Annotated in this window: 15 protein-coding genes; 3 read left to right on the top strand and 12 right to left on the bottom strand. The window is 71.5% G+C overall.

What is annotated here, in order from left to right:
- Window positions 1-42: 42 nt before the first annotated feature.
- The 9 genes from cobA to ACIBKX_RS27730 form a co-directional block, all read right to left on the bottom strand.
- Window positions 43-1,275, bottom strand: a complete 1,233-nt coding sequence (cobA, locus tag ACIBKX_RS27770) for a uroporphyrinogen-III C-methyltransferase (RefSeq protein WP_363274399.1) — start codon at window positions 1,273-1,275, stop codon at window positions 43-45.
- 423 nt (window positions 1,276-1,698) lie between these two features.
- Complete coding sequence (gene cobT, locus ACIBKX_RS27765; protein ID WP_363274398.1) at window positions 1,699-5,346, bottom strand: nicotinate-nucleotide--dimethylbenzimidazole phosphoribosyltransferase; 3,648 nt, start codon at window positions 5,344-5,346, stop codon at window positions 1,699-1,701.
- Window positions 5,347-5,700: 354 nt separating this feature from the next.
- Complete coding sequence (cbiE, locus tag ACIBKX_RS27760) at window positions 5,701-6,912, bottom strand: precorrin-6y C5,15-methyltransferase (decarboxylating) subunit CbiE (RefSeq protein WP_363274397.1); 1,212 nt, start codon at window positions 6,910-6,912, stop codon at window positions 5,701-5,703.
- 125 nt (window positions 6,913-7,037) lie between these two features.
- On the bottom strand, window positions 7,038-7,682 hold the full coding sequence (locus ACIBKX_RS27755) for a GNAT family N-acetyltransferase (RefSeq protein ID WP_363274396.1): 645 nt from the start codon (window positions 7,680-7,682) through the stop codon (window positions 7,038-7,040).
- 135 nt (window positions 7,683-7,817) lie between these two features.
- On the bottom strand, window positions 7,818-8,648 hold the full coding sequence (locus ACIBKX_RS27750; RefSeq protein WP_363274395.1) for a MetQ/NlpA family ABC transporter substrate-binding protein: 831 nt from the start codon (window positions 8,646-8,648) through the stop codon (window positions 7,818-7,820).
- Window positions 8,649-8,650: 2 nt separating this feature from the next.
- Window positions 8,651-9,490, bottom strand: coding sequence for a MetQ/NlpA family ABC transporter substrate-binding protein (locus ACIBKX_RS27745; RefSeq protein ID WP_363274394.1), 840 nt, complete (start codon window positions 9,488-9,490; stop codon window positions 8,651-8,653).
- 75 nt (window positions 9,491-9,565) lie between these two features.
- Complete coding sequence (locus ACIBKX_RS27740; protein ID WP_363274393.1) at window positions 9,566-10,285, bottom strand: methionine ABC transporter permease; 720 nt, start codon at window positions 10,283-10,285, stop codon at window positions 9,566-9,568.
- A complete protein-coding gene (locus ACIBKX_RS27735) occupies window positions 10,282-11,337 on the bottom strand; it encodes an ATP-binding cassette domain-containing protein (RefSeq protein WP_363274392.1) in 1,056 nt (351 codons plus the stop codon). The genes ACIBKX_RS27740 and ACIBKX_RS27735 overlap by 4 nt, the downstream gene beginning before the upstream one ends.
- A gap of 403 nt (window positions 11,338-11,740) precedes the next feature.
- A complete protein-coding gene (locus ACIBKX_RS27730; RefSeq protein WP_363274391.1) occupies window positions 11,741-12,397 on the bottom strand; it encodes an HAD family hydrolase in 657 nt (218 codons plus the stop codon).
- Window positions 12,398-12,467: 70 nt separating this feature from the next.
- Between ACIBKX_RS27730 and ACIBKX_RS27725 the strand changes: the two genes are divergently transcribed.
- Both ACIBKX_RS27725 and ACIBKX_RS27720 read left to right on the top strand, forming a co-directional pair.
- A complete protein-coding gene (locus ACIBKX_RS27725; RefSeq protein ID WP_363274390.1) occupies window positions 12,468-12,827 on the top strand; it encodes a hypothetical protein in 360 nt (119 codons plus the stop codon).
- Between the two features lies 1 nt (window position 12,828).
- Entirely contained in the window at window positions 12,829-13,269 is a 441-nt protein-coding gene (locus ACIBKX_RS27720; RefSeq protein ID WP_399376275.1) for a hypothetical protein, read from the top strand.
- Window positions 13,270-13,294: 25 nt separating this feature from the next.
- Here the strand turns inward: ACIBKX_RS27720 and ACIBKX_RS27715 are convergent, their stop codons facing one another.
- From ACIBKX_RS27715 to ACIBKX_RS27705, 3 genes are all read right to left on the bottom strand, one after another.
- A complete protein-coding gene (locus ACIBKX_RS27715) occupies window positions 13,295-13,798 on the bottom strand; it encodes a GNAT family N-acetyltransferase (RefSeq protein ID WP_363274389.1) in 504 nt (167 codons plus the stop codon).
- Window positions 13,799-13,835: 37 nt separating this feature from the next.
- Entirely contained in the window at window positions 13,836-14,351 is a 516-nt protein-coding gene (locus ACIBKX_RS27710) for a sigma-70 family RNA polymerase sigma factor (RefSeq protein ID WP_363274388.1), read from the bottom strand.
- A 112-nt stretch (window positions 14,352-14,463) separates the two neighbouring features.
- A complete protein-coding gene (locus ACIBKX_RS27705) occupies window positions 14,464-15,633 on the bottom strand; it encodes a glycerophosphodiester phosphodiesterase (RefSeq protein WP_363274387.1) in 1,170 nt (389 codons plus the stop codon).
- Between the two features lie 385 nt (window positions 15,634-16,018).
- Here ACIBKX_RS27705 and ACIBKX_RS27700 point away from each other — a divergent pair, with 385 nt between their 5' ends.
- Window positions 16,019-16,708 (top strand): lysophospholipid acyltransferase family protein, encoded by a 690-nt coding sequence (locus tag ACIBKX_RS27700; protein WP_363274386.1) that lies wholly within the window; start codon window positions 16,019-16,021, stop codon window positions 16,706-16,708.
- Window positions 16,709-16,766: the final 58 nt, after the last annotated feature.

The raw sequence follows: 16,766 nt of genomic DNA, 5'->3' as shown, positions 1-16,766 counted from the left end.
GTTACGTTGGGGCTCGTGGTGGTTACGCGGGGGTGCGCGCGGTCACGCGGGGTCGCCCGGGCCCACGTTCACCACCTCGCCGATGACGATGACCGCCGGGGGCCTCACCTCGTGCGCCGCGACCTGGGCGGCGACCGTGGCGAGCGTGGCGTCCACGCGGCGCTGGGCCGCGGTGGTGCCCTCCTGGATCAGGGCGACGGGGGTTTCGGGCGACCGGCCATGGGCGACGAGCGCCTCGGCGATCTTGCCGATCTTGTCCACGCCCATCAGGACCACGAGGGTGCCGCGCAGCTTGGCCAGGGACGGCCAGTCGACCAGGGAGCGCTCGTCGTCCGGCGCGACGTGACCGCTGACGACGGTGAACTCGTGCGCGACACCGCGGTGCGTGACGGGGATGCCCGCGGCACCCGGGACCGAGATCGAGCTGGAGATGCCGGGTACGACGGTGCAGGAGATGCCCGCCTCGGCGAGCGCCTGCGCCTCCTCCATGCCGCGGCCGAAGACGAACGGGTCGCCGCCCTTGAGCCGGACCACCGACTTGCCCTGCTTGGCGTGCTCGATGAGCGCGTTGTTGATGGCCTCCTGGGCCATGAAACGGCCGTACGGGATCTTCGCGGCGTCGATCACCTCGACGTGCGGCGGCAGTTCGTCGAGGAGGTCGCGCGGGCCGAGCCGGTCGGCGATGACGACGTCCGCCTCGGCGAGCAGCCGGCGGCCGCGGATCGTGATCAGGTCCGGGTCGCCGGGGCCGCCGCCGACGAGCGCGACGCCGGGGGTGCGGCTGCGCTGGTGCGGGGCCACGAGGCTGCCGTCGCGCAGGCCCTCGACGAGGGCGTCGCGGATGGCGGCGGTGCGGCGGGGGTCGCGGTCGTGGATGTCCGTGGTGAGGACGGCGACCGTGACGCCTTCGGAGCGGCCGGTGGCGGGGGTCAGGGCGGTGGCGGCGTCCGCGTCGTCGGAGCGGACGCACCAGACGCGGTTCGCCTCCGCTTCGGCGGAGGCGGCGGTGTTCGCCTCCGTGTCGCCGGTGGCGATGAGGGCGTACCAGGCGTCCTTGAGGTCGCCCTCCGCGTACCGGCGGCGCTCCCAGGTGATCTCGCCCGCGTCCGCCATCGCCTCCACGGAGGGGGTCGCGCTCGGCGATACGAGGAGGATGTCGGCGCCGGCCGCGATGAGGGCGGGGAGGCGGCGCTGGGCGACCTGGCCGCCGCCGAGGACGATCGTTCGGCGGCCGGTGAGGCGGAGGCCTACGGGGTAGGCGGGGTTTTCTGCCATGGCGGGGCTCCTCCGTGCGGGGCGCTGCGTTGCTCTGCGGCTGCCGCTGCGGCGGTGGAGCGGCTGCTGTTCTGACGTGCGGGTTCAGTATGGCTGGGCGGGGGTGGTGTTTCCTTCCCCAAGCCCGCCCCTTCCCGAAAACTGGAGCTTCGCCCCAGGCCCGACTTCGGCTGCGGACCGTGGGCGTTTGTGCCCACCCTTCCCCAAGCTCTCGGCTTCGCTCGAGCAGGGGAGACCCCACTCGCCGTGCGGAACGCCTGCCCACAAACGGGGCCGGGCAAGGGGTGGGCGGGGTCTGCGGGACACACCACAAACGGGGCGGGTCAACAGGTGGGCGAGGTCTGCGGGTCCGCCCCGCCAACGGGGCGGCTCAGCGGGTGGGCAGGGACTGTGTGAGGCCTGCCCACCCCGTGTCGGGCGTGGCTACTTCTCGGTGACGCCCGCCGAGTCGAACGTCGCCACCTCGTGCATGGCGCGGGCCGCGCTCTGCACCACCGGGAGGGCAAGCAGGGCGCCCGTGCCCTCGCCGAGGCGGAGGTCCAGGTCGACCAGGGGGCGCAGGCCCAGCTTGTTCAGGGCCGCCACGTGGCCCGGCTCCGCGCTGCGGTGGCCCGCGATGCAGGCCGCGAGCACCTCGGGGGCGATGGCGCGGGCGACCAGGGCGGCGGCGCCGGCGCTGACGCCGTCCAGGATGACGGGGGTCCGCAGGGACGCGCCCCCCAGGAGGAGGCCGACCATCGCCGCGTGCTCCAGGCCGCCGATGGCCGCGAGGACGCCGACCGGGTCCGCCGGGTCCGGATTGTGGAGCTCCAGGGCGCGGCGGACGACCTCGACCTTGCGGGTGTGCATCTCGTCGTTGATGCCGGTGCCGCGGCCGGTGACCTCGGCCGCGTCCGTGTCCGTGTAGACGGAGATCAGGGCCGCGGACGCGGTCGTGTTCGCGATGCCCATCTCGCCGGTGAGAAGCGCCTTGTTGCCCGCCGCGACGAGATCGCGGGCCGTCTCGATGCCGACCTCGATGGCCGCCTTGACCTCTTCGCGGGTCAGGGCGGGCCCGGTCGTCATGTCGGCCGTGCCCGCGCGGACCTTGCGGGGCAACAGGCCGGGGGTTGCCGGGAGTTCACTGGCCACGCCCACGTCGATGACGCAGACCTCGGCGCCCACCTGGTTGGCGAAGGCGTTGCAGACAGCCCCGCCGCCGAGGAAGTTGGCGACCATCTGGGCCGTCACCTCCTGGGGCCAGGCCGTGACGCCCTGGGCGTGCACGCCGTGGTCGCCCGCGAAGATCGCGACGGCCGCGGGCTCCGGGATCGGCGGCGGGCACTGCCGGGACAGGCCGGACAGCTGCGCGGAGATGATCTCCAGCATGCCGAGCGCGCCCGGCGGCTTCGTCATCCGCTTCTGGCGTTCCCAGGCCTCGCCGAGCGCCTTCGCGTCCAGCGGGCGGATGTTGGAGACGGTCTCGGCCAGCAGGTCGTGCGGGTCCTCGCCGGGCAGCGCGCGCCGGCCGTACGTCTCCTCGTGTACGACCCAGGAGAGCGGGCGGCGCTTGGACCAGCCTGCCTGCATCAGCTCGGGCTCCTCCGGGAACTCGTCGACGTATCCGACACAGAGATAGGCCACCACTTCGAGGTGCTCGGGAAGACCGAGGGTCCTGACCATCTCGCGTTCGTCGAAGAAGCTGACCCAGCCGACACCGAGGCCCTCGGCGCGCGCGGCGAGCCAGAGGTTCTCGACGGCGAGGGCCGAGGAGTACGGAGCCATCTGCGGCTGCGTGTGGCGGCCCAGGGTGTGCCGGCCGCCGCGGGTCGGGTCGGCGGTGACGACGATGTTCACCGGGGTGTCGAGGATCGCCTCGATCTTCAGTTCCTTGAACTGCTTCGCTCGGCCCTTGGGGAGCGACTTGGCGTACGCGTCCTTCTGGCGCATCGCCAGCTCGTGCATGGTGCGCCGGGTCTCCGCCGAGCGGATGACGACGAAGTCCCAGGGCTGCGAGTGGCCGACGGACGGCGCGGTGTGGGCCGCCTCCAGGACGCGCAGGAGGACCTCGTGCGGGATCGGGTCGCTGCGGAAGCCGTTGCGGATGTCGCGGCGCTCGCGCATCACGCGCAGCACGGCCTCGCGCTCGGCGTCCTCGTAGCCGGGAGCGGCGGCGGACTCCGTCACGTCGGCGGCGGGAGTTTCCAGGGGCTCCGCCTGGCCGTCGGCCTGGACGGGCTCGGCTGCTTCGGCGGGCTCGGCCGCGGCCTCCGGTCCGACCACTACAGGTGCCTCGGCCACGACCGGCTCGGGCGCCTCGACGGGCTCTTCCGGCTGCTCCGGTACGGGAGTTGCCGCCGCGTCCGGCACGGGCGCCTCAGCCGCGGGCTCCGCGCCGTCACGCGGGGCGGGGACGGTGGCCGCGGGCTGCGGTGCGGGCTCGAGGATCTCGGGGGCTTCGACGGTCTCGACGGCCTCGACGGCCTCGGTGATCTCAGGAATCTCCGGGGTCTCGATGACCTCGGGGGCGTCGGTGACCGGCGCGGCCTCGGCGATCGGCTCGGTCTCGCGGGCCAGTGCCGTCTCGGGGGCCGGTGCAGTCTCGGGGGCCTCCACGACCTCCGCGGCCTCCGCGGCCTCCACGGGGGCCGGGGTGTCCAGGACTTCCGGCGTCTGCGGGGCCTCGGCCTGCGGTGCGACCGCGAGCGGCTCCGCCTCGGCGGCGGGCTCGGGCTCGGCGGCCTCGGGCTGCGGGGCCTCGAAGTGCTCCGGGGCCACGACCACCGGGTGCGGAGGGGTCGGCGCCAGGTGGGGCGTGGTCGGCACCGAGCCCTCGACCGGCACGAACTGGCCGAGCGGCGCGGGCTCATGGGCCACGACAGGCTCTGCCTGCTGAGCGTCCTGCGGGATGTGCGGGCCCTGCCCGGCGTGCGGGAGGTGTCCGCTGCCCATGGCAGGCGCGTCCGCCCAGGGCTGCGCTGCGGCCACGGCGAACTGCTGCTGGCCCTGCACCGGCACCGGCTGCTCGGCGACGGGCGGCGCCAGCACGGCCTCCGGGGCGGGGGCAGCCGCGGGAACGGGCTCCGGCAGCTCAGTGACGGGCGCGGGCTGCGCGGCCTGCGCCTGCTCGGCGACGGGCGTCTCCTGCGCGGCCTGTGCGCCCTGCGGTTCCTGCGCGCCCTGTGTGGCGTGTGCGTTCTGCGGTACGGGGGTGGCCTCTGGGACGACCGTTTCTGCTGGTGCGACCGGCTGCGCGGGCTGCTCCACCGGAGCCATCTGGACCGGCGCCTGAACCGGCGCTTCAGCCGGCACGGGCTGCGCGGGCTGCTCGCCCTGAACGGCGTGCTCCGCCTGCGCAGGCACCTGCGGCTCCGGCTGCGGCATCCACGGCGTGGCCCCCTGGGGCGGAATCTCGCCGAGCTGCGGACCCGGCTGCATCCCCTCGCCCTCGCGCGGGACGTCCAGGTACTCGGGCCCCGTGGTCGGCGGACCCGCGTGCCGCACCGGCGCCACGTGCTGCGGCGCTCCGGCGGGGCCCCGGTCGGCCAGCGACCGTACGGGACTTCCCGTGCCGTCGGGCACGACGGGCCCCGAGGGTCCACGGTGCAGCGGGCGGCGGGCGGGACCCGCGTGCGACGCGGGCGGCGGAGTCGCCGTGCCCGGCAGCTGGACGCCGTTCAGATCGACCGAGCCGCTGTCGCGCCCCGCCGTCTCGTGCGGACCCGGCTGGTGCGCGGCCTGCGCCCGCACGGCCTGGGGCTGCGCCTGTGCGACCTGCGGCTGCGCCACCGGCTGGCCCGCATACTGACCCGCGGCCGACTGGTCGACGTACGCGGCGGCCGGAGCCGCGACGGGCTGCGCGCCCTGCTGCGGGGCGACACCCAGCGGCGCGCCCTGCTGCGGCTCGCTCCAGGCACCCTGCGCGCCCGGCATCAGGAGCAGGTCGTCGTCCTCGGCGGACGCGACGGTCTCGGCGGGATTCTCGGAGGGGTCGAGGTAGGTGTACGCACCCGGGGCGGGGACGCCCGGCTGCTCCACCAAGCCTGCGTTCTCCGGCAGTCCCTCGGCCGGGACCTGGCCGGTGTCGGTCATGCTTAACCCCTCGCCCATCGGTTAGTGCTTCTTCGACCGCCCCTCAGCCTTCGGCCGGGGAAGCCCCATTGCCCGGAGCGGCGCACCAACCGCCCGTCATTCTCAACGAGCGTGCGCGCCGCGCGGCACGAACCGCGTACGGACAACAGGCATTGTCGCGGTCGGGCCGCCCTCGCGGCAGCTTGATCCGCAAGGGTTCGCTGTGGACTGCGCCACGTTGCGCGCCCTCCGGTCATGCCGTACCACACACCCCCCAAAACGGGCGAGCTTTCCGGACATTGACCAACTATTTGCCGGACGCTCTGGTGCGGTACAACGATCGGCCAGCCTACCTCGCACCGCGCGGCCACAGGGTCACGGGGCGCGATCGGGCAGCAGTCCGGACAGCACGAAGACGACGGTCCGTTCGCGTTCTGTCCACGCGCGCGTGTCCAGCTCGACGGACTGGAGCAGCGCGCACTCCACCGCGTATCCGTGCTCCGTCAGGTCCCTGCCGATGAGTTCGGCCTCGTCGCGCGTGGAAGCGTGCGTCACTATGCGGGCCGGGCGGCGGTCGGCGACGGCGGAGACCACTTCGGCTCCGCCGCCCCCGACGCGTACGACGTCGGGCTCGGGCAGATCCTCGAGGATGTGCGGGGCGGTGCCGTGCACGATCTGCGGCTGTACGCCGAAATGGCGTGAAACGGCCGTGGTGCGGGCGCAGGCGTCCGGATCGCGGTCGACGGCGATGACGGCGGCGCCGAATCGCGCGGCCTCCGTGCTGAAGGCGCCGCTGCCGCAGCCGATGTCCCAGACGAGGTCGCCCACGCGCGGGCCGATGCGGGCGAGTTGGGCGGCCCGCAGCCGCTCACTCTCGCCCTCGCCGAGCCGCGCGTCGCCGCCGTACACGTCGGCGGGCAGCGCCCAGCCGCGCGGGGCGCCCGGATCGCGGCCCGCGATCCAGCCGGTGTCGGACGCGGCGACCGGGCCGCCGATGGCGATGACGACGTTCGGGTCGCGCCAGGTGTGGTCGGCGGCCTTGTCCGAGGTGAGGACGGTGACCTGCTCACGCTCGGTGCCGAGCTCCTCGCAGATCACGAAGGTGCGGTGGACGCCCTGGAGCAGCAGTCCGAGTTCGGCGGGGCCCGCGCCGGGCGAGGTGAGGACGGCGACCTTGGTGTGGGCGCGGCAGACATTCACGGCCCGGCGCAGGGTGCGCGGGTGGGCGACGACGACCTGGGCGTCGTCCCAGGGCATCCCTGCGCGGGCGAAGGCCTGGGCGACCGAGGACACGGCGGGCACGACCTCGACCTCGAGGCCGAACTCGGGGGCGCGCAGGGTGCGGACGACGCCGAAGAAGCCGGGGTCGCCGTCCGCGAGGACCACCGCGGTGCCGCGGTGGGCGGCGATCCGGCGGGCGGCCAGGCTCACGCTGCCCAGGCGGATCCTTTCGGCGCCCTGCGGGACCTCGGCGAGTGCCAGATGGTGGGCGGCGCCCGCGACGAGCGTCGCGGCGCCGAGCGCCGAGCGCGCCGCGGCGGTCAGCGGCGAGCCGTCCCAGCCGATCACCGTGACCCGGTCGGCCATCGTCGTCTGTCTCCTGGGTCTCGCGGGTCGGCAAAGCGTGAAGGGGCCGGGTTTTGGTGCAGGGGGCAACCGGAGGTGCGGCCAGGGGCGAGCGTACCTGGTGGGTCCGGGCGGCGCCCGAGGGGTCAGTTCCAGTCGGAGAACGCGCTGAACCCGCTGTCCGCGAGCTGCTCGCCGACGCCCTCCAGGTCCTCCGGGAGCAGGCTCCACACGATGAGGTCGGTCCGCACGTCGAGCCAGCCGCCGAAGGGGTCGCCGCCGTTGCGCGTACGCGCTATCCAGGCGCCCCGCAGGACGCCCTCGCTGATGCAGCCGATCTTCTGCGCGACCTGCTGGGCGGCGGTGTTGTCGGCGGCGGTGCGCAGCTCGATGCGTTCGAAGCGCTGGTCGTTGAAGAGCCACTGGGCGGTGGCGAGCGCCGCCTCCGACGCATAGCCCTCGCCGCGGGCCCAGGGGGCGACGACGTAGCTGAGTTCGCTGGAGCGCACCCGCCAGTCGGTGTCCCGCAGCTGGACGATGCCGACCAGGCGCTGGGTGAGGAACTCGGTGACGGCGAGGACGATGCCGCGGCCCTCGGTGCGCTCGGCGGGCGCGAGGTCGGTGATCCACCGGCGGGCGTGGTCCTCGGTGTACGGCTGGGGCACGGAGGTCCAGGCGGTGACCAGCTCGTCGTTCATCATCTCCGCGTACGCGGGGACGTCGGCGTCCTCGAACGGGCGCAGCACCAACCGCTCCGTGCTGATGGAGATGTCGGGGAAGGTGGTAGTCATGCGCTGCTCCGTAACCTGGAACCCTCGGGCCTGCTGAAGAGCCCAGCATGCAGCATGTCTCGGCGCGGACGCACCACGGGGTCCGCTCCTTCAGCTGGAACGGACCCCGTGGTGGGGACGGAAACGGACTGTGCGTCAGCTCGCCGAAACGGGCAGGACGGAGCCCTTGTACTTGTCCTCGATGAACCGCTTGACCTCGGGTGAAGTGAGCAGTTTCGCCAGCTTCTCGACCCGTGGGTCGTCCTCGTCGCCCTTCTTGACGGCGAGCACGTTGTTGTACGGGTTGCCCTTGGGTGACTCCAGAAGGATGGCGTCCTTCTTGGGGCTCAAGCCGGCGTCGAGCGCGTAGTTGTTGTTGATGACCGCCGCGTCGAGGTCGTCGAGCGAGCGGGGCAGCTGCGCGGGGTCGAGCGGCTTGACGGTGAGCTTCTTCGGGTTGGACGTGATGTCCTCGGGCGTCGCGGTGCCGCCGACGCCCTTCTTGAGCCCGATGACGCCCTTGGACGCGAGGAGTTGGAGCGCCCGGCCCTCGTTGGTCGTGTCGTTGGGCACGCCGACGGTGGCGCCGGAGCGGAGCCCGGAGACGTCCTTCAGCTGCTTCGCGTACACGCCCATCGGAGGCAGGTACACCTCGGCGACCGGTGCCAGGTCCGTGTCCTTGGACTCGTTGAAGTCCTCCAGGTACGGGGTGTGCTGGTACAGGTTGGCGTCGAGGGAGCCCTCCTGGAGCGCGGTGTTCGGCGAGACGTAGTCCGTGAACTCCGTGATCCGCAGGTCGAGTCCCGCCTTCTTCGCGAGGTTCTCCTTGACGTACGTGAGGACTTCGCCGGCCGGGGTCGGGGTGGCCCCGACGACGAGCGTGTCGTCGGAGCCTCCCGAGCCGCCGTCCGATCCGGCGCCGCACGCGGTGAGGCCGAGGCCGAGGGCCAGGGTGCCCGCCCCGGCGGCGATGACGGACGTACGCATGATCAGAACGCCGCGACGACGGCGCCGTCGTACTTGTCGTCGATGAACTTCTTGACCTCGGGCGAGGTGAGGAGCTTGGCGAGCTTCTTCACGCGCGGGTCGTTCTCGTCGCCCTTCTTCACGGCGAGGAAGTTGCCGTAGGGGTTGTCCTTGGCGGACTCGGCGACGATGGCGTCCTTGGCGGGGCTGAGCGCGGGCTTGGCCTCCAGGGCGTAGTTGCCGTTGATCACCGCGGCGTCGACGTCACCCAGGCTGCGCGGCAGCGTGGGGGCCTCGAGCTCCTTGAACTTGATGTTCTTGGGGTTCTTGGCGATGTCCTTGGGGGTGGCCTCGTAGCCGACGCCCTTCTTCAGCTCGATGATGCCGTTGTCGGCGAGGAGCTTGAGCGCGCGGGCCTCGTTGGTGGTGTCGTTCGGGACGGCGACGGTGGCGCCGTCCTTCAGGTCACCGAGCTTCTTGAGGCTCTTGGAGTAGACGCCGAGGGGCTCCAGGTGAACCGTGGCACCGGGGACGGGCACGATGTCCGTGCCGTTCTTCTTGTTGAAGTCGTCCAGGTACGGCTTGTGCTGGAAGTAGTTCGCGAAGACCTCGCCCTGCTGGACGGCGGTGTTCGGCGTGACGTAGTCGGTGAACTCCTTGACCTCGAGGTCGAGGCCGGCCTTCTTGGCGAGGTTCTTCTGGACGTAGTCCAGGATCTCGCCCTGCGGCGTCGGGGTGGCGGCGACGACGAGCTTGCCGTCCTTGTCCCCTGCGGAGTCCTTGTCGGAGCCGCAGGCGGAGAGCCCGAGGGTGAGGGCGCCGGTGGCGAGGACAGCGGTGGTGATCTTGGCGGTGTTACGCACGAAAAGTGCCTTTCTCCATGGGTGGTGCTCTGTGGTGCTCTGTGGTGCGGCCCCGCGTGGGTGTGCGGGGTGGGTTCAGGAAGCCTTCGAGGGCGCGACCTTGAGGAAGCGCAGGCGCGGCGCGGCGCCGGATTTGCCGCCTCGCTGGTGCAGCCTGCGGGCCGCGTAGTCGCCCGCGAACTGGATGATCGAGATGACCACGGCGAGGATCGCCACGGTGATCCACATCAGCTCGGTCTCGAAGCGCTGGTAGCCGTAGCGCAGCGCGAGGTCGCCGAGTCCGCCGCCGCCGACCGTGCCCGCCATCGCGGAGTAGCCGATGAGCGCGACGATCGTGGTGGTGGCGCCCGCGATCAGCGAGGGCAGCGACTCCGGGACGAGGACCTTGCGTACGACGGTCCAGGTGGAGCCGCCCATCGACTGGACGGCCTCGACGAGCCCGCCGTCGACCTCACGGATCGAGGTCTCCACGAGTCGTGCGAAGAACGGGATGGCGCCGATGGCGAGCGGCACGAGGGCGGCCTCGCGGCCGATCGTGGTGCCGACGACCCAGCGCGTGAAGCCCATCAGCGCGACCATGAGGATGATGAAGGGCATCGAGCGCACGATGTTCACGATCTGCCCGATCACCTTGTTGAGGAAGGCGTTCTGCAGCAGCCCGCCGCGCTCGGTGAGGACGAGCAGGATACCGAGCGGCAGTCCGGCGACGACGGCTATGAGCGTCGACCAGCCGACCATGTAGAGGGTGTCCCAACACGCCTGCTCCAGCAGGGGCTGCATCTCCGACCAGGTCACTTGGCACCTTCCTTGACCAGCAGCGTGGCGTCCTGCGGTACAGGCGCTTCCTGTCCTGCGACATCGACCTGAAGGCCCTGCTCGCGCAGGAAGCCGATCGGGACGACGTTCTCCTCGAAGCGGCCGGGCAGTTCGATGCGCATGCGGCCGACCTGGCGGCCCGCGACGGTGTCCATCGCGGCGCCGAGGATCGAGATGTCGATGTTGTACGTGCGCGACAGCTGGGAGATGACCGGCTGGGTCGCGGCCTCGCCGTGGAAGGTCACGTCGACGACGGTGCGGTCCTCGCCGGTGGCGTCGCCGCTGACCGGGAAGAGCGCGGTGGCGAGCTCGGAGCCGGGCGTCGCGAGCAGCTCGGTGACGGTGCCGGACTCGACGATCCGCCCGTTCTGCATGAGCGCGGCCGAGTCGCAGACGCTCTTGACGACGTCCATCTCGTGCGTGATCAGCAGGACGGTCAGGCCGAGCTGCTGGTTGAGGTCGCGAAGGAGCTGGAGGATGGAGCGGGTGGTCTCCGGGTCGAGGGCGCTGGTCGCCTCGTCGGAGAGCAGCACCTTCGGGTCGCCGGCGAGCGCGCGGGCGATGCCGACGCGCTGCTTCTGGCCGCCGGAGAGCTGCGCGGGGTAGGACTTCGCCTTGTCGGCGAGGCCGACCAGGTCGAGCAGTTCGAGGGCCTTGCGGGAGCGCTCGGCGCCGCTGAGGCCGAGGATCTCCAGGGGCAGCTCGACGTTGTCCTGGACGGTGCGCGACGACAGCAGGTTGAAGTGCTGGAAGACCATGCCGATACGGCTGCGGGCCCGCCGCAGCTCCTTGCTCGCGCGGCTGCCGCGCCCCGCGAGGGCGGTGAGGTCCTGGCCGGCCACCGTCACGGTGCCGGACGTGGGGCGCTCCAGGAGGTTGACGCAGCGGATGAGCGAGGACTTGCCGGCGCCGGACTGGCCGATGACGCCGTACACCTCGCCTTCGCGGACATGCAGATCGACGCCGTCGAGAGCGGTTACTTCACGACCGCGTGAGCGGTAGACCTTGGTGAGGCCGGAAGTGGTGATCACAGGGGTTTCCGTCACTGTCGAGTGCGCGGCCGGGTGGAGCCGGGCACGGGGCATTCGTGGGGAACGCGGCACGGTTTCTCGCGGTGGCGAAAAGAACCGGAGGGACGTGTGCGCGGGGCGGGCTCGCTTCCCGCGTCAGGTACGTAAGGCGTACGTGGCGCAGGGGCGTGGCACGGCGGCTTCGCTTCGGGGCGCGATGCTCAGGGGTGGTGCGGGGGCCCTCAGAAGGCGCACATTCGACACATACAACGAGCACCGGGCGTCGTGGTCGCCTCGGTCGCAGGGGTGCGGTTGCTCGTCGTGGTCATGCGGACCAGTAAAACACGCGTCGGCTCGCGCCCCGCCACCGTTGTCCGCTATACGGACAACCGGTGGACGGTCGCGGACACCCGCGGGGCGGTGCTCAGGCCTGGGCGGTGATCTCCACGCCACCCGCGATGACCTGCGCGGACACGGCCGAGAGGTCCTTGACGACGACGTCTGTGACATCGGCGGCGAGCTCGTCGGCCTGGTGCGTTGTGGTCAACGCCACGGTCGTCATGCCGGCCGCGCGGCCCGCGGTGAGACCGGCGGGCGCGTCCTCGAAGACCACGCAGCGGGCCGGGTCGACGCCGAGTTTCCGGGCCGCGAGGAGGAAGGGCTCCGGGTCGGGCTTGCCGTGCGTGATGTCGTCGGCGGCGATGAGCATCTCGGGGCGGATGCCGACCTCGGCGAGCCGTGCCTCGGCGAGCCGGCGTCCTGCGGAGGTGACGACGGCCCAGCGCTCCGGGGGCAGCGATTCGAGCAGCTCACGGGTGCCGGGCAGCAGCACGACACCGCCGGCGACGTCCGAGACCTCCAGCTCCTCGATGCGGGCGACGGCCTCGGCGACACGCTCGGCGGGCAGCAGGTCGCGGATGATCTCGACGGCGGGGCGGCCGTGCAGCTCGACCCTGCCGAAGTCCTCGGCGGTGATCCCGTACTCCTGCGCCAGGCGGGTCCAGCAGCGGTACACCGACTCCATGGAGGAGATGAGGGTGCCGTCGTTGTCGAACAGGAGCGCTTCAGCCTGGATCTTCATGGTGTCCGAGCCTACGGGGCACCCCAGGGGCGGGCGCATCGGGTCGAAGGACCCGTAATAAAGTCACGGCATGCTTGTTGCCCTGACGATCGCGACCGCCGTGGCCGCGCTCGCGCTCGCCGCGTGGTGCGGTTTCGCCGCCTACCGGGACCAGCCGACCAAGGACTGGCACTTCATCGGGATGGGCGTGGTGACCTTCCTGGCCACCGTCCAGCTGATCGTCGGCATCGTCCAGCTGGCCCGCGGCGAGAAGCCCGACCAGGGCACGACGATCTTCGTGGCGTATCTGCTCGGCTCCTTCGCCTGCGTTCCCGCCGCCGGGTTCATGTCGCTCGCGGAGCGCACCCGTTGGGGCTCCATCACCGTCGCCGCCGGTGGCGTGGTGCTCGCCGTGCTCCAGGTGCGGCTCTACGACATCTGGGGAGGCTGAGGTGACGGTGACCGAAGAGGGAGAGACGCCGGGCGCCCGGCAGAAGCTGATCACCGGGCCGGGCATTCTCCTGGTGTGGCTGTACGGCGTGATGGTCGTCGGCGCGGTGTCGCGCTCCGCCGTGCAGATCTCCTCGGACTTCCACAAGGCCCCGCTGGCGTACACGCTGTCCGCGCTCGCGGGCCTCGTCTACGGCTTCATCACGTACTCGCTGGTGCGGGGCGGCGAGAAGGCCCGCAAGGCGGCGCTGGTGTGCTGCGCCGCCGAGCTGGTGGGCGTCCTCGCGGTGGGCACCTGGACCCTGGTCGAACCGTCCGCCTTCCCCGACGCCACGGTGTGGTCGGACTTCGGGATGGGCTATCTGTTCATTCCGGTGATCTTGCCGGTGACGGCGATGTTCTGGCTGAACAAGGCACGCAAGGCCGCGGCCCAGGGGTCCTAGCGTCCCGAGCCGCGGCCGTACGGGATCACACGCTGGCGGCGTACGTGTTCGCCTCGGCGTCCTTGGCGAGCGTGACCACCGTGAGCCGTTCGTTCACGTGCCGGGTCTGCACCGCCGTATAGCCGTGCTTGCGGTAGAGCTGCAGATTCTGCTCACTGCGGTGCCCCGTGAACAGCTGGAAGGACTTGGCCGTACCGCCCGCCCCGAGGCGCTGTTCTATCGCGTCCAGGAGCCGGCCGCCCAGGCCGTGCCGCTGCATTCTGGGGTGGACGATGAGTTTGTCGATGCGCGCCGTGCCGTCGGGGTCGACCGATCCACGTACGGAGGCCACCACTTCGTCGCCGAGCCGTGCCACCAGGACGTCGCCCGCGGCCAGTTCGGCCTTGATGGAGTCGAGGGGCTGGGTCAGCGGCTCGATGGAGTAGTCGCCGTACAGCTCGGCCTCGCTCTGGTAGCACAGGTACTGCAGTTTGAGGATCTTCTCGGCGTCCGTGCCGTCCGCCGCCGAGATGGTCACGCTCATGCCCATGTGTGCATGCCTCCCGCTCACCTGCTCCGCCGGTTGTCTATCGCTCCTTTCCCCGCGGTTCAGGAGCTGCAACCTCCGCCGCGAGCATTCTGCGCAGGCATCCCAGGCATCGGGAACGTTCCGGCCCCAGACTGCCCTGTGACATTCCCAACTCGCCTGCGATCTCCCGGTAGGTGAGGTCCGCGGGAGACAGGAGTGCGGCCATGAGGCCGGGGCAGCGGCCGGGCAGCCTGCGCACCGCCGCGTGCAGGGTGCGGTCACGGTCGGCGCGCAGCGCCCGCTGTTCGGGCCCGCGCTCGGTGTCGTCGGCGGGCTCGGTCACGTATCGCACCTCGCGCTCCGCCGTCCGCCGGCTGCGGCTCGCCTCGGCGGCGACCGCCCCGCTCAGCCAGGCGGCCGGGTCGGCGGGCGGGCCGTCGGCGTCCATCCGCTCCAGGAGGCGCAGCCAGACGGCCTGTTCGAGGTCGCAGGGGTCGGTGCCGGAGCCGTGGGCCGCGGCGGACGCCTCCGCGGCGAGGAGCGGACGCAGCGCGGGGATGATCTGGTGGGTCATGCACCGCGTGACGCGGCCGCCCCGGCGCCGGTTGCCGGAGCGGCCGTCTCTCACCCCAACCGGGGCCGGAGGGCCGACTGTTGACGCCGCTCGTCGGCCCCGGACGGAAACCTCAGCCCTTGAGGAAGTCCTCGCGGGCCAGCAGGCCCGTGTCGCAGTTGTCGGTGAAGATGCCGTCGATGCCCGTCTCGAAGTACGCCTTGAAGGCGCCGAAGGCGTCTCCGTAGGCGGCCGGGTCGGTGCCCTTCCTGAAGTTCGTCGGCAGGAAGGTGTTCTCGTTGCGCATCGTGTACGGGTGCAGGACCAGGCCCGCCGCGTGCGCGTCCTTGACGAGCGTGGACGGGGTGCCGAGGCTGCCGTCGGGCTTCTTCGGGATGACCAGGTCGAGGGTGGGGCCGATGCCCTGCGCGAAGCCGGCCATCCACTCCAGGCCCTCGGGCTTGATGAGGTCGGCCACGGTGCGCGGGTCGCCCGCCTCGACGAAGTCCCAGGGGCGGGACGCGGCAGTGGACAGGAGCACCACCAGCGGCGCGTCGACCAGCTTGTTCAGGCGCTGGATGCTGCTGGGCTCGAAGGACTGCAGGAAGTTCGGCGAGTTCTTCTTGTGCCGCCCGTACTTGCGAAGGAGCTTGGCGAGCGGCTCCTCCAGGCCGAGGCCCAGCTTGCGGAAGTAGGTGGGGTGCTTGGTCTCGATGTGCAGCCAGATCGGCCTGCCGTGCTGCTTGCCCTGCTTGTCGGCCCACCGGAAGACCTCTTCCAGGGTGGGCACGTCCCAGCGGCCGTCGTAGAGGGTGTTGCGCTGCCGGGTGCCCGGGATGCGCTCCTTGGCACGCAGCGTCTTCAGCTCGGCGAGCGTGAAGTCCTCGGTGAACCAGCCGGTGAGCGAGGTGCCGTCGACCGACTTGGTGGTCCTGCGGGACGCGAACTCGGGGTGCGCCGAGACGTCCGTCGTCGCGGTGATGTCGTTCTCGTGACGGCATACGAGATGGCCGTCCTTGGTGGGCACGACGTCCTGCTCGATGACGTGGGCGCCCATGTCGAGGGCGAGTTGGTACGAGCCGAGCGTGTGCTCGGGGCGGTAGCCGCTGGTGCCGCGGTGCGCGACGACCGTGGGCACCGGCAGGTCCTTGTACCCCCCGTGCCCGTGCTTCGCGTCGGCTCTCGCCACGCCGGGCAGTCCCGCGACGGCTGTGCCCGCCCCGAGAACCGCCGCTCCCAGTACCGCGCGCCGCGCCGGCCGCTGCTCCCCCGAACCCGACTGCCTCGACTTCTGCGTAGCCATAGAGCGCTCCTCCCGATGTGCTGCCTTGCACCTGACAAAGCGGCACGATCGTAGGTGGCGCGGCGTGACGGATGGGAGACCCTGGGCCGAACGGAAGGGTGACGCGGGATGGCTACTGGTGTGCAGGGCCGGATCCGTTCGGTGGGATCCGTGTGCCGCGCGGGGCCCGTCACATCGTGGCCGCGCGTGACCGCGGCGCGTGACAAGAGCCACTAGGACGCGCCACTTCCGCCCCACGGAGATACGGTCGTCCCAGGGGAAACGCTTCAAGGGCAACACCACGCAAACTCAGGTCAACTCTGCGTATCGAGTGCGTGAACCCGATGTGCGATGTGCGGGGACCCGCGAGTATCGTCCTCACCTGCACATACTCGTCGTCGACCCGTTGACACCGGAGGGCCCGTTGTCCCGTCTCGCGCTCATCAAGGCTGTGCTCGGACCGATCCTGCGTCTGATGTTCCGCCCACGGGTGGAAGGCGCAGAGAACATTCCCGGCACCGGTCCGGTCATCATGGCCGGAAACCACCTCACGTTCATCGACTCGATGATCATGCCTCTCGTGTGCCCGCGCCCCGTCTACTTCATCGGCAAGGACGAGTACGTCACGGGCAAGGGCATCAAGGGCCGTCTGATGGCCTGGTTCTTCACCGGCTCCGGGATGATCCCCGTGGACCGCGACGGCGGCCACGGCGGTGTCGCGGCGCTGATGACGGGCCGGCGCGTCCTGGAGGAGGGCAAGCTCTTCGGCATCTACCCCGAGGGCACCCGCTCCCCCGACGGCCGGCTGTACCGGGGCCGTACGGGCATCGCGCGCCTCACCCTGATGACCGGCGCGCCCGTCATCCCCTTCGCGATGATCGGCACCGACAAGCTCCAGCCGGGCGGCAAGGGTCTGCCCCGCCCCGGCCGGGTGACGGTCCGCTTCGGCGAGCCGATGGAGTTCTCCCGGTACGAGGGCATGGACCGCGACCGCTATGTGCTGCGGGCGGTGACGGACTCCGTGATGACGGAGGTCATGCAGCTGTCCGGTCAGGAGTACGTGGACATGTACGCGACGAAGGCGAAGGCGGCCTGACGCTCACGCGCACGACGGAGGGCCGCACCCCCTGGGGTGCGGCCCTCCGTCGTGTTCA

The sequence above is a fragment of the Streptomyces sp. NPDC050658 genome (assembly GCF_044457025.1).
In the GTDB taxonomy this organism is placed as follows: Bacteria; Actinomycetota; Actinomycetes; order Streptomycetales; family Streptomycetaceae; genus Streptomyces.
This window is presented reverse-complemented; position numbering and strand designations above follow the sequence as displayed.